Raw genomic sequence first — 12,246 nt, 5'->3', positions numbered from 1 at the left:
GTGAGATCAGCCTACCCCTGATTCCCGCTCATCGCCATGACCAGTGTGCAGCGTTTTCGTGACGTCCTGCCTCAGACCCGGCGCGCGTGGGTCGGGAACCCCGGCAGAGTCCAGCCCCAGCGCAAGGCGGCCGCGCGCAGTAGGAAGCCCGACAGCGCCGCGACGATGGCGGCGGGCCAGACGCCGACGCCTGGCCCCCGCAGCACCATATAGACCGTCGCCGCCAGGATCGCGGCCGTGACGTTGATCTCTCGCCGCAGCAGGATCGACGGCTGACCCGCCAGGGTGTCGCGCACCACCCCGCCGAAACAGGCCGTCAACGTGCCCATGACGATGCAGATCAGGGCCGGCGCCCCAGCCGCCTCGGCTTTTGCCGCCCCCATCACGCCATAGGCCGCAAGACCCACGGCATCCAGCCACAGCAGGGCGCGGAAACGCCAGTCGCGCTGTCCAACCAGCCACAGGGCCGTCGAGGCGAAAAGGCAGACCGCCAGATAGCGCCAGTCCTGCACCCAGAAGACCGGCAGGCCGAGCAACAGGTCACGCAACGTCCCGCCGCCCACGCCGGTGATGGCGCCGAAGAAGGCGAAGGTGACGACATCGTGCTTCTCCCGCGCGGCGGCCAGGGCGCCGGTGGCGGCGAAGACCGCCACGCCGGCGAAATCCAGCGCGGTCAACACGGTCTGCGGATTGCGCAGCGGTTCGGTCAGAGCGGGATCGAGCGGGGTCATGCCGGCGCATCCAGCGCGATCTCGCCGCGCTTCACGCCCGTATACCAGGCCCACAGAAGATGAGTGGCGACCGCACGATAGGGCCGCCAGATCTCGGCGCGGGCGTAAGCCCCCTTCTGATCGGGCCGCACTTCTGCGCCGTCCGCCCAACGGATCGCCTCCTGCAAGGCCACGTCGCCGCCGGGGAAGACATCCAGCCGCCCCTCGCACATCATCAGATAGGCCTCGGCCGTCCACAGGCCCACGCCCTTCAGCGCCGTCAGGGACGCGATCGCCGCCTCGTCGTCCAGATTGGCCAAATGCTCCAGATCGATCTCGCCCGCGATCTGCGCCCGCGCGATCCCCTGACCATAGGTCGCCTTCTGCCGCGACAGACCCATGCCGCGCAGCTGATCCAGATCGTGCGCCAGCAACAGCTCGGGCGTGATGCCGCCCATGCCTTCGCGCAGCCGCGCCCAGACCGAAGCGGCCGAGGCCACCGACACCTGCTGCTCCACGATCATGCGGAACAAGCCTTCGAACCCGCCCACTCTCAACCGCCATTCCAGCGGCGGCGTCTGGGCGTCCACGCGCACGAGCGCCGGATCGGCGGCGACCAGCGCCTGGCGCGCGGCGGCGATGTCATCGGGCGTGGGTGCGAACGGCATTCGCCATGCTTACGGCCCGTCGCGCTTGTCGGAAAGAGCGGGGGCGCCGTTGAGGGCCGCAAACCGCTAAGGAGCGTCGTGATGTTCGCCACCCGCTTCGCTCCATCGCCTACCGGCCGCCTTCACAAGGGCCACGCTTTCTCGGCCCTGACCGCCTGGACGGCGGCGAAGGCGGCGGGCGGGCGGTTCGTGCTGCGCATTGAGGATATCGATCCGGCGCGATGCCGGCCGGAATATGAGGCGGGCATTCTGGAGGACCTGGCCTGGCTGGGTCTGGATTGGGAGACGCCGGTCCGGCGCCAGTCCGATCATCTGGCCGAGTATGCCGCCGCGATCGAGAACCTGCGGGCGCGAGGCCTGCTCTATCGGTGTTTTCGCACGCGCAAGGAGATCCTGAACGCCATCGGTGAGGCGCCTCACGGGACGATGGAGGCGGCGAGGCCCGGTCCGCATTCAGCCGACGAGGAGGCGCATCTGCTGGCCTCGGGTGCGGCATTCGCTTGGCGGCTGTCGCTGGATCGGGCGCGGGAGGCCTTGGGCGAGGCGGCCTGGAACGGCCTGAGTTTCGTCGAGGAGGGCGAGGGTCCGAACGGCGAAAGCGGCGTCGTCGCCGTCGATCCCGAGGCGGCAGGCGATGTGGTCCTGGCGCGTAAGGATACGGGCGTCGCCTATCATCTGGCCGTGACCCATGACGACGCCTTGCAGGGGATCACCCATGTGATCCGGGGCCAGGACCTGTTCGAAGCCACGCACGTGCAGCGGCTGATCCAGACCCTGATGGGCTGGCCGGCGCCGACCTATCGTCATCATGCCTTGGTGACAGGGCCGGACGGGCGGCGCTACGCCAAGCGCGATCGCTCGATCACCCTGGCCGAGCTGAGGGCCGGCGGATTGACGGCCGAGGGCCTGCGCGCCGAGCTGGGCTTCAGCTCCGCCGGCTGAAGATGCGCGAGGCGCCGTAGCCAGTCAGGGCGGCCAGCACGACGCACAGCACGCCGTACAGCCACGGCCGACGGTGGGCGAACTCATAGATGTCGCGCTCCAGCCCGACCTTCTCGACCGTCAGGGTCAGGTTCGACACCGACTGCGGCTCGCCGTCCTGAAACAGCCAGACCTCGGCGTAGTATTTGCCGGTGGGCGCCACGGTCGGCAGTTTGACCTCGGCGCGGAACAGGCCCCGGTCCACGAACTCCACCCCTTCGGAATCGGTGTCGTAGAGGGCGGCGGCCTCCTTCAGCCGGATCACCGCGCGGCGCCAATCCAGATAGTCGTCGCCCAGACGGCTGACGACCACGTCGCGCACGCCATAGCGGGTGACGGTGCGGCTTTCCTCGGGCGCGTCGATGCGCAGGTGATCGACGCCGACGCCCAGCCGCCGCAACTGGCCGAAGTCCGCGATGTCGCTGAGCGGGCGCGTCGAGGCGGTCATGTAGAAACCGGGCGCACCCTCGAACAGCACGGGCCGGCTGTTCAGCCAGACACCCGAGGTGCGCGTCTTCTTGACCAGGCGGATCGGCGCGTCCGGCCCCCGCACCACCACCACCACGTCGGCCGGTTCGGGCGTCGGATTGAACACCGCGCCGTACAGGACGATGGATGCGCCCCGGAAACTGCTGTCGACCCGGACCTGGGCGTCGGTCAGGGCGGCGGCGACGCGCAGGTCGCCGGTCGTCGCTTCGGACCGATCGAGCGGCGGGGCCGCAACAGGGAGCGGAGGGGGAGGAAGCGCCTGCATCAGTCGGCGATCCCCGGCGCGATCATGAAGATGTCGTTGGGCCTCACGAACAGGTCCAGCCCCATCTGGATCCCGACCAGCAGCACGATCAGGCCTAGCGCCGCCCGCAGTTCCTCGGCGCGGAACCGCCCGGCGAAGCGCGCGCCGATCTGGGCGCCGACAACGCCGCCCAGCAGCAGGATGGTGGACAGGACGATGTCGACGGTCTGGTTGCGCCCGGCCTGAAGGATGGTGGTGATGGCGGTGGTGATGATGATCTGGAACAGGCTGGTGCCCACCACCGCGCCCGCGCGCATGCGCAGGATATAGAGCATGGCCGGGACCAGGATGAAGCCGCCGCCCACCCCCATGATGGCCGACAGGACGCCCGCGAAGACACCCAGGCCGAACGGCGGCAGGGCGCTGATATACAGACCCGACTTGGGGAACTTCATCTTCAGCGGCAGACCATACAGCCACATCGGCCGCCGACGCTGCTTGTGCGGCGCGGGCAAGCCCCGACGGCGGCGCAGGATCTCGGTCAGGCTCTCGTTCAGCATCAGAATGCCGATGGCGCCCAGGAAGACGAGATAGGACAGTGCCACGACCAGATCGGCCTGGCCCAGCAGGCGCAGGTAGCGAAACAGCTCGACCCCCGCCAGGGCGCCGGCGGCGCCGCCGGCCGCCATCACCGATCCCATCTTGAAATCGACCGAACCCGCCCCGGCATAGCGGATGACGCCCGACGTCGAGGAGGCCACGACGTGGCTGGCCTGGCTGGCGACGGCGACGGTCGGTGGGATGCCCAGGAAAACCAGGATCGGCGCCATCAGGAAGCCGCCGCCGATGCCGAACAGGCCGGACACGAATCCGACCACCGCCCCCAGGATTACTAGGGTCGGCCAGTTCACCGAAACCTCGGCGATCGGCAGATAGATGTCCAAAGGACGCGCCTTCGGCTGGAGCGGACACAAGAATCGCCGTCAGGCGGGCGAGGTCGGGGACGACCGGGCGACCGATAGCCGCCCGGCGCCTAGGAATCTAGCCTGTCGCCTGGGCTTGACCCTGCGATTGGGCCACGAAGGCGTCGGCGGCGGTGCGGGCCGCGCGCTGGGCCGTGGCGCTGGCCGTCGGGCGCAGGCGCGTCACGGCGGCCTGGGCCTCCGCATCCCCGCCGCGCGCGGCGATCATGTACCATTTCAGCGCTTCGGTCGGATTCTTGGCCACGCCGTCGGCGCCGGTCTCGTAGATGCGCGCGACATTGTACTGGCTGTCCGGCAGGCCGCGCTCGGCCGCGTTCAGCAGCCAGGTCAGGGCCTCGGCCTGATTGGTCGCGCCGCCGTCGCCTTCATAGAGCTGCATCCCGTACAGATGCATCCCGCGCGGATCGCCGCCCTCGGCCGCGCGACGGCCCCACTGACGGCTTTGAGCTGGGTCGGCGGGCACGCCATTGGCGCCGTCCAGATACAGCTGACCCAGATAGGTCTGGGCGGGGGCGTAGCCCAGGTTGGCGGCGCGCTTCATGCCGTCCAGGCCAGAGTTGTCGCCGGCCTCCAGCTTGCCGATCGCCGCCTCATAATCCGCCGCGCCAGGTCCACCTATGTCGAAGGTCGCTTTCGGGCCGGTCGGCGTCACCGCCGACGCGGCCAGCGGCACGGCGCCGTTTGTCGTCGAGCCGCCGCCGAAGCTGGGCATCTCGAAGTCCGGCGCACCGCCGTCGGTCAGGGACAGATAGCCATAGACGCCCCCGGTCAGGGCGACCGCCGTAACCGAAGCCAGAAAGGCCTTCTTGACCGTCGATCCTTCCTTTGACGCCTGCCGGTCCAGCCGTTCCTGCAGCTTGGACTTGCCGCCGCGCTTCAGGCCGAAGCCCGACCGGGGCGCAGGTTCCGGCTCGGCCGGCGCAATGATTGCAGCACGAGCGGCGTCGATGGTGCTGCGGGTCGAGGCGGCGCGGCCGGCCGCAGCGGCGGCTTCCATGCTGGAGCGCAGCCGGCGCGGATCCACGAACTCGGTCTCGCCGCCGAAATCGTCGTCGTCGGCGTCTAGGACGGCGGCGTCACGCTTTTCGGCCGGTGCGGTCGAGAAGCCCGGCGACGTCGCCTCCAGCGCGTCCTCGACATCGGCGCCGCCGAAACCGCTGAAGGGCTGGATGATGGGTTCGACGCCGTCGGGATCGACCTGGCGCATCGGCATGTCGTCGGCCAGCACCTCGACGGGCTCGGCCTCGGTCTGGACGATGGGCGCCGACGGGAAGGGCGCAGCGGTCGCGACTTCGGGCGTCACCGGATCGCTGGACCAGGCGTCCTGGTCGGTGAAGGTCTCATCGGGGAAGGCGGCGGCGCGCCAGTCGCCTTCGATGGATGCAGACTGGATCGGGGCCTGTATGGTCGCCGAGGCGGCGCGTTCCAGCACCTGTCGCGCCGGGGTCCACGCCGGCTCATTGTCCAGCGGCTTGTCGCGGATCGGCGTCGGCGCGCGGGCGTCGATGCTTTCGCGGGCCTCGGCCAGCAGACGGGCGGTGCGCTCCTCGCTGAGACGCATCCGCTCGGCCAGTTCGCCGGACGCGCGGTCGTAGCGCTGCTCGATCTTGTCCGAGCTTTCCGACAGGCGTCGGCCGATGTCTTCCAGCGCCTGCTGCGAGCGGCGCTCGGACTGGGCGATGCGATCGCTCAGTTGGTCCGAGATGCGGGTGATCTCGCCGCCCAGCTTCTCCAGGGCGATGGCGTGGCGATCGTCGCTGGCGGTCAGGCGTTGATCGACGCGGTCAACGTGGCGGGCGAACTCCTGATCCAGACGCGCGGCGCGGCGGGCGACCTCGGTTTCGATAGTCTGGCTGACGACGTCGGCGGCGGCGCGGGCGACAGCGTCGGTGCGACCGTCGTTGTCCGTCTCGACCTTCTTGACCCGCGCATTCAGGTTGCGGGCGATGCGCAGGACCTCGCGGCCCATGGCTTCAAGACCGATGGCGCCCTTCTCTTCGGACGCCTTCAACTGATCGCCGACGGCCTGGACGGCGCGTTCGATGCGGTCGATGCGCGCGCCGGTTTCGGCGGCGTCCAGACGCTGCATCATTTCGGCGCGATTGTTGTCGATCTGACGCGACAAGCTTTCGGCCAGCTTCTCGAAACGGGCCAGGTCGCGCGCGCTTTCCGGCTCGACACGGCTTTCGGCCGTCCGCATCCGCTGATCCAGCGCGGCGAACGAGCGTTCCAGCGTCTTCAGGGCTTCGGTCGTGCGGTTCTGGGCCTCGTCCAGACGGGCGCTGACTCGGGCCAGCATTTCCGTGCCGACGCCGGGGCCGGCGGCCTTCTCGACCGCCTCCATCCGCTCGCGCAGATCGCTGACGCCCAAACGCTGGCGTTCCTCGATGTCGTACAGCCGCCCGGTCAGGGCGCCCAAGGAGGTTTCGATCTTGCCGAAGGCTTCCTGAGTCGACGGGCCGGTGTCGCGCTCGAAGGCGCGCAGGCGGCGATGCCCTTCGCGCAACTCCTCAGCGATGTCGTCGATGCGGCGGGCTGCGCCCTGGGCCTCGGCCTCCTGCCCGTCCAGCCGACGCATCAGGCCCGCGACGGCTTGATCCACGCCCTGAATGGCGACGGTCGAGCGGCGTTCGGCGGCTTCCAGCCGCGCGGCGATCACATCGATGGAGGCGCTGATCCGCTGCTGGCTGTCTTCGACCTCATAGGCGTCGTCCAGACGGCGGCTGCGGTTGCGGCGTTCGTATTCGGCGGCCTGGGAGCGACGCGGCAGGGTGGCGTAGCCCTCCTCCTCGTCTTCCATGATCATGGAGTTGAGCCATTCGCCCAGCGTCATGCCGGACCGGCGCGCCAGATCCTTGGCGACCTCGCGTGCTTTGGGATCGATTCCCTTAACGCTCCACGGCGCTGCAGCGCTCACTGATTCGTCTCCCAGCCCATGCGACGAAGGCTATACCGTCAATATCGAGGGTGTAAACTGATGGTTAACCGCAATATCTAGCAGCGATATCCCAATCCTGTGGACATCACGCCAGACAGCCGGATTTGTGAATCATCTCGGTTAACGCGGCATGAAGATTAACCTCCCGGCAAGGGTTCGCTTGCCAAGCGGCGCGGCTTTCGCCACCTGCGGCGCATGAGCCTGACCACCACCCTCGTCCTGCTGGGCGTCGCCCTCGCCGTCATGGTCTTTTGCGGATGGCGCGGCACCCGGCCGCCAGATCCGTTCAAGGGACCGCGCCTGATGCCGTGGCGCTTCCTGATGGTCGGCGCGGCGGCGATCGCCATGCTGCTGCTGATCCACCTGGCGACGATATTCGGCGCCGAGCGTGCGCCTTGGATACCCGGCGCCTAGAGGCGGGAACCCGATTGGGGTCGGTCGGTTGAACCTTGCGAACCACTTAAGGAGAGACCGCGTGTCCGACAAACTGACCCCCGCCGAGGCCGAGAAGGAATTCTGGAAAAGCCTGAAGGAGTCCAACACCGGCATGCTGGGCATCGATCGCCCCGGCTATCACCACCAACCCATGACCGGTTTCGGCGAGGACGAGACGGGCACCATCTGGTTCTTCACCCGCGACGACACCGATTTCGCCCGTGACGTCGCCGGCGGCGGCCAGAACGGCATGTTCTGCTACCAGGCCAAGGACGGCAAGGTTCAGGCCTGCATCCACGGCCGCCTGGCCATCGATCAGGACCGCAGCCGCATCGAGAAATACTGGAACCCCGTCGTCGCCGCCTGGTACCCGGACGGCAAGGAAGACGCGCACCTGACCCTGGTCCGCTTCGACGCCGACGACGGCCGCGTCTGGGTGTCCGACAAGGGCGCGCTCGGCTTCGGCTACGAAGTCCTGAAGGCCAACCTGACCAAGAGCGTCCCGGATGTCGGCGGCGTGTCGGACGTGAAGCTGTAAGAAGACTGATTACTAATCTGTCGTGATCTGGAAAAGCCGGGGAGCGATCCCCGGCTTTTTACTGTCAGCAGCCAGATATCCGCTCGACCCCGGATATTCGCGAGCGGTCCACTCCCAACGCATCGAGCCGATCGGCACACTCCAGAAAAACATGATCGTTCGAGGCCAAGCGGACGATCGCGTCGTCAGCTGACGGCCAGAACTTGGCTCTTATAAATCCGACGTTGACCTGCTGGCCTTGGCGCAGCCCTCTGACCAGCGCCAAATCAACGCAGGCCTGGTCACGATCATAAGGGTTGCATCGCGACGCGTGATTGCGGCCCTCTCTGTCAGTGATCACGAGCACCGGCAGCCCCGTGTAAGACGATATGCCGACGCGACCTTCAACGGTGACGGCTTCATAAAAGAACTTGCCCGGATCAAGCGTCGGCGCCGCCGCGGTGAAGAGCGCGAAGGCGCCGACCGAAACAGCCAGAAGCATTACAACGACAAACCAGAAGCGCGACGCGGTCGACATCGCCTTCCAGTCCTCCAATGTCATCCCCCGAAGCACCAGGCCAAAACGGCCTTCTGGGCGTGGATGCGGTTTTCGGCCTCGTCCCAGACCAGAGAGCGCGGCCCGTCGATGACGGCGTCGGTGACTTCCTCGCCACGGTGGGCGGGAAGGCAATGCAGGAAGACCGCTTCGGGATCGGCGAGATCCATCAGGGCTTCATCGACGCCGTAATGTTCGAACGCCGCCAGCCGCGCCTCATAGTCCTGATCCCCCATGGAGACCCAGGTGTCGGTGACGACGACGTCGGCGCCCTTGACCGCCTCGCGCGGATCGCTGGTCAGGGTGACGGCGTCGCCGCCCTTGGCCAGGTCGCGAAGGTCCGGGTGATATTCCGCCGGGCAGGCGACGTTCAGATGAAAGCCGAACTTGGGCGCCGCGTGCATGAAGCTGTGGCAGACGTTGTTGCCGTCGCCGATCCAGGCGATCGTCTTGCCGGCGATCGGCCCGCGACGCTCCTCGATCGTCTGCAGGTCGGCCAGGATCTGGCACGGGTGCGACCGGTCGGTCAGGCCGTTGACCACCGGCACGGTCGAGACGCGGGCAAACCGCTCGACATCCTCGTGATCGTTGGCGCGGATCATCACCGCATCGACCATGCGCGACAGAACCCGGGCGGTGTCCTCCACCGGCTCACCGCGGCCCAACTGCATGTCCGAGGCCGTGGCGATGATGGACGAGCCGCCCAGCTGGCGGATCGCCGCGTCGAAGCTGAACCGCGTGCGGGTCGAGTTCTTCTCGAAGATCATCGCCAGAACGCGGTCCTTGCCCGGGGCATCGGCGTCGGCGCGCCCCTGGGGCCAGCCCTTGCGGGCGGCCTTGCGGGCATGGGCGTCGTCCAGGATGGCGCGCAAATCCGCCGCGTCCAGCCGGTGGATGTCGAGGAAGTGCCGGACCATCAGGCCGCCAGCTTTTCGCGGGCGACCTCGCAGGCCGCTTCGAAACGGGCCACGGCTTCGCGGGCCTCGTCCAGCGTCAGGTTCAACGGCGGCAGCAGGCGCACGCAGTTGTCGCCGCCGCCGGCGATCAGCAGCCGCTGCGTGTCGCGCGCCAGGGCCATGAACTCGCGATTGTTCGGCACCATCTTGATGCCGATCAGAAGGCCCTTGCCGCGCACGTCGGCGATCACATCGGGGAAGCGTTCCTGGAGGCCGGCGAACTGCTGCTTCAGATAGCCGGCGACCTCGTTGACGTTGTTCAGCGTCTCGGGGCTGTTGATCAGGCTCAGCGCCTTCTGGCCCACGGCCATGGCCAAGGGGTTACCGCCGAAGGTCGAGCCGTGAACGCCGACCGTCATCCCCTTGGCCGCCTTGGCCGAGGCCAGGCAGGCGCCGATGGGGAAGCCCCCGCCCAGGGCCTTGGCCACCGCCATGATGTCCGGCGCCATGCCCGCCCATTCGTGGGCCCACAGCTTGCCGGTCCGGCCCATGCCGCACTGGACCTCATCGAAGATGATCAGGACGCCGTGTTCGTCGCACAGGTCGCGCAGCCCCCGCAGGCACTGTTCGGGCATGGCGCGGCAGCCGCCCTCGCCCTGCACGGGCTCGACGATGATGGCGGCGGTCGTGGGGTTGGCGATGGCGGCCTTGATCGCCTCGTGGTCGCCCCACTTCAGCTGGTGGAAGCCCTGCATCGGCGGGCCGAAGCCCTCAGTATAGCTGGGGTTGGCGGCGGCGTTGATCGCGCCATAGGTCCGACCGTGGAACGAGCCGTCGAAGCCGTAGATGTCGATCCGCTCAGGCGCGCCGTTGGCCGAGTGGTATTTGCGCGCCGTCTTCAGCGCGCATTCGACGGCTTCGGTGCCCGAGTTGGTGAAGAACACCACGTCGGCGAAGCTGGATTCGCACAGGGCGTCAGCCAGCGCTTCCTGACCCGGAATGCGGAAGATATTGGAGACGTGCCACAGCTTCTCGGCCTGGTCCTTGACCGCCTGGACCAGTTCGGGATGGGCGTGGCCCAGGCCGTTGGTCGAGATGCCGGCGACGCAGTCGAGATATTCGGTCCCGTCGGTCGCCCACAGACGCGCGCCTCGGCCGCGTTCCACTTCCAGCGGCGCGCGATTGTAGACACCCATCAAATGCTCAGTGGACACGGGACCAAGACCTCCAAAAGCGAGACGGCCCCGGCGCGAGCGCGACGGAGCCGGATCAATACGGTCAGGCGTTGTCGGACGCGGGAGGGTCTTAGTCAACACCGGCGCCAAGGACGCCCCGCGCTCGCACATCGGCGATCAAGACGCGCAACGCCTGCAGTTGATCCGTCTCCAGCACGCGCAAGGGCAGGATGAAGTTGGTGTTGGGCGAGGCTGCGAAGAGCAGCCGATCCTTCTCCTCCACCACCGCGACCAGATTGCGCCAGCCGATGCGGGTTTCGAAATCCGCCCCCGACAGGGCCAGACCGCTGTCATCGATGCGCCAGTCGGTTGGCTTCTGCGCAATCGGCGACCGGCGCGCCGCCGCCATAACCCTGTAATGCGCCAGCGCCGACAGCCCGATAAAGCCGTACAGCCCAACCAACTGCAGGCCGACGATCCAGCCGGTCCGCTCCAGGGGCAAACCAATGCAGACGGCGATGGTCGCCAGCATGGCGCCGCCCAGAAACAACACGGGCAGGTTCGCACAGCGCCGGACGACGGGCCACGCCTTGACGGCCGCCCGACCTTCCTTCGGCGTCGGCTGGACGCCGCGAACCTCGATGACCGTCGTCACTCGCCGCCGGGCGTCGTTACCGGGGCCGCCGGTGCGGTTTCGGCGGCGACGGCCGCGTCCTTGGCCTGGATTTCGACCAGCTTCTTGTCCAGCGCCAGGCCCAGGTCGGCGATGAACAGGCCGAAACGGGCGACGTCGACGCCCTTCAGATGCGACAGCTTGTCTTCGGTCGAGTGGATGCGCTGGAAGACGGGCGGGACGAAGCCCTCCTTCAAACCGTTGTCCTTGCCGCCGTTGAAGGCCAGCCACATCTGGTGGGCGCCGACCGCATCCTGGGTGCCCATCGACACCACCGGCACGCCGGCGGCCGAGAAAGCGCGGTCGTCGCTAGGCGGATAGGTCGGATAGGGCATGCAGTCGAAGCCGCGTTCGGCGCACAGGCCGCGCAGCGTCTCCAGCACGAAGGCCGACTGCGGCCCATTGTTCTCGCCATACATGACCGTCTGGCCATAGGCGGCGACATCGGCATTGATGACGGCGGCGATCCGGTCCTTGCCGTGTTTCTCAAGGAAGGCCTTGGCGCCCAGAAGGCCCAGCTCTTCCTGGTCGGTGAAGACGAAGACGAAGCGGTGGGCGACCGGCTGACCTTCCAGCGCCATGTCCAGCGTCTTGGCCGCTTCCATCATCGCCATGACCGAGCCGACGTTGTCGACAATGCCCTGCGACAGGGTTCCGTCGCGCAGCTTCACCGCGTCATAGTGGGCGGTCAGGACGATATCCTTGTCGCCCTCGCCCACGGTGACGACGACATTGGCGCCTTCCATCGGGCCGGTGGCCTGGTTGCCACCCTCGAAGGTCTGGATTTCGGGCGTGAAGCCCAGCGTCGTCAGGAAACCGACCAGGACCTGGGTCCGCTCGGCATTGGTGGGCTTGACGAACTGGGCAGCGCCGGCGGCGATGTCGGGGCGGTCGCCGGCCTGGGGCGTCGCTTCCTGAGCGAAGGCGGGAACAGCGGCGAACAGGGCCGTGGCGGCGACGAGCGAACGAAACAGCATGAAG

13 protein-coding genes are annotated in these 12,246 nt (G+C 67.9%); 3 read left to right on the top strand and 10 right to left on the bottom strand.

Going from position 1 to position 12,246, the window contains the following annotated elements; all coding sequences use genetic code 11:
* Positions 1 to 71: 71 nt before the first annotated feature.
* Both GGC30_RS04575 and GGC30_RS04570 read right to left on the bottom strand, forming a co-directional pair.
* On the bottom strand, positions 72 to 731 hold the full coding sequence (locus GGC30_RS04575) for a trimeric intracellular cation channel family protein (protein ID WP_055807715.1): 660 nt from the start codon (positions 729 to 731) through the stop codon (positions 72 to 74).
* Positions 728 to 1,378, bottom strand: coding sequence for a DNA-3-methyladenine glycosylase (locus tag GGC30_RS04570; RefSeq protein WP_153922894.1), 651 nt, complete (start codon positions 1,376 to 1,378; stop codon positions 728 to 730). The genes GGC30_RS04575 and GGC30_RS04570 overlap by 4 nt, the downstream gene beginning before the upstream one ends.
* A gap of 78 nt (positions 1,379 to 1,456) precedes the next feature.
* Between GGC30_RS04570 and gluQRS the strand changes: the two genes are divergently transcribed.
* Entirely contained in the window at positions 1,457 to 2,320 is an 864-nt protein-coding gene (gene gluQRS, locus GGC30_RS04565) for a tRNA glutamyl-Q(34) synthetase GluQRS (RefSeq protein WP_370451876.1), read from the top strand.
* Here the strand turns inward: gluQRS and GGC30_RS04560 are convergent.
* The 3 genes from GGC30_RS04560 to GGC30_RS04550 all read right to left on the bottom strand — a co-directional run bounded on the left by GGC30_RS04560 (position 2,304) and on the right by GGC30_RS04550 (position 6,992).
* Positions 2,304 to 3,113 carry a TIGR02186 family protein gene (locus GGC30_RS04560; protein ID WP_153922892.1) on the bottom strand — a complete coding sequence of 270 codons (810 nt, stop codon included), beginning with the start codon at positions 3,111 to 3,113 and terminating at the stop codon, positions 2,304 to 2,306. The genes gluQRS and GGC30_RS04560 overlap by 17 nt on opposite strands.
* On the bottom strand, positions 3,113 to 4,036 hold the full coding sequence (locus GGC30_RS04555) for a sulfite exporter TauE/SafE family protein (RefSeq protein WP_017506607.1): 924 nt from the start codon (positions 4,034 to 4,036) through the stop codon (positions 3,113 to 3,115). Before GGC30_RS04555 ends, GGC30_RS04560 begins: the two co-directional genes overlap by 1 nt.
* Before the next feature lie 97 nt (positions 4,037 to 4,133).
* The gene (locus tag GGC30_RS04550) at positions 4,134 to 6,992 is read right to left on the bottom strand and encodes a hypothetical protein (RefSeq protein WP_370451875.1); all 2,859 of its coding nucleotides are present in this window, start codon (positions 6,990 to 6,992) and stop codon (positions 4,134 to 4,136) included.
* A 216-nt stretch (positions 6,993 to 7,208) separates the two neighbouring features.
* Here GGC30_RS04550 and GGC30_RS04545 point away from each other — a divergent pair, with 216 nt between their 5' ends.
* Positions 7,209 to 7,427: a hypothetical protein gene (locus tag GGC30_RS04545; protein ID WP_153922891.1), complete on the top strand. Its 219-nt coding sequence runs from the start codon at positions 7,209 to 7,211 to the stop codon at positions 7,425 to 7,427.
* Positions 7,428 to 7,488: 61 nt separating this feature from the next.
* Positions 7,489 to 7,986, top strand: coding sequence for a pyridoxamine 5'-phosphate oxidase family protein (locus tag GGC30_RS04540; protein ID WP_370451874.1), 498 nt, complete (start codon positions 7,489 to 7,491; stop codon positions 7,984 to 7,986).
* A 64-nt stretch (positions 7,987 to 8,050) separates the two neighbouring features.
* Here GGC30_RS04540 and GGC30_RS04535 read toward each other — a convergent pair whose 3' ends face one another.
* From GGC30_RS04535 to GGC30_RS04515, 5 genes are all read right to left on the bottom strand, one after another.
* A complete protein-coding gene (locus GGC30_RS04535; protein ID WP_153922889.1) occupies positions 8,051 to 8,503 on the bottom strand; it encodes a hypothetical protein in 453 nt (150 codons plus the stop codon).
* A gap of 20 nt (positions 8,504 to 8,523) precedes the next feature.
* A complete protein-coding gene (gene argF / locus GGC30_RS04530; protein WP_153922888.1) occupies positions 8,524 to 9,438 on the bottom strand; it encodes an ornithine carbamoyltransferase in 915 nt (304 codons plus the stop codon).
* The gene (locus GGC30_RS04525; protein ID WP_295189207.1) at positions 9,438 to 10,631 is read right to left on the bottom strand and encodes an aspartate aminotransferase family protein; all 1,194 of its coding nucleotides are present in this window, start codon (positions 10,629 to 10,631) and stop codon (positions 9,438 to 9,440) included. The genes argF and GGC30_RS04525 overlap by 1 nt, the downstream gene beginning before the upstream one ends.
* Positions 10,632 to 10,722: 91 nt before the next feature.
* A complete protein-coding gene (locus tag GGC30_RS04520; protein WP_153922886.1) occupies positions 10,723 to 11,247 on the bottom strand; it encodes a YcxB family protein in 525 nt (174 codons plus the stop codon).
* Complete coding sequence (locus tag GGC30_RS04515) at positions 11,244 to 12,242, bottom strand: M28 family metallopeptidase (protein WP_153922885.1); 999 nt, start codon at positions 12,240 to 12,242, stop codon at positions 11,244 to 11,246. Before GGC30_RS04515 ends, GGC30_RS04520 begins: the two co-directional genes overlap by 4 nt.
* Positions 12,243 to 12,246 lie beyond the last annotated feature (4 nt).

The organism is Brevundimonas sp. SPF441 (assembly GCF_009661015.1).
GTDB lineage: Bacteria > Pseudomonadota > Alphaproteobacteria > Caulobacterales > Caulobacteraceae > Brevundimonas > Brevundimonas vesicularis.
The sequence above is the reverse complement of the archived record's forward strand: the minus strand, read 5'-3'. Positions and strand labels throughout refer to the sequence as shown.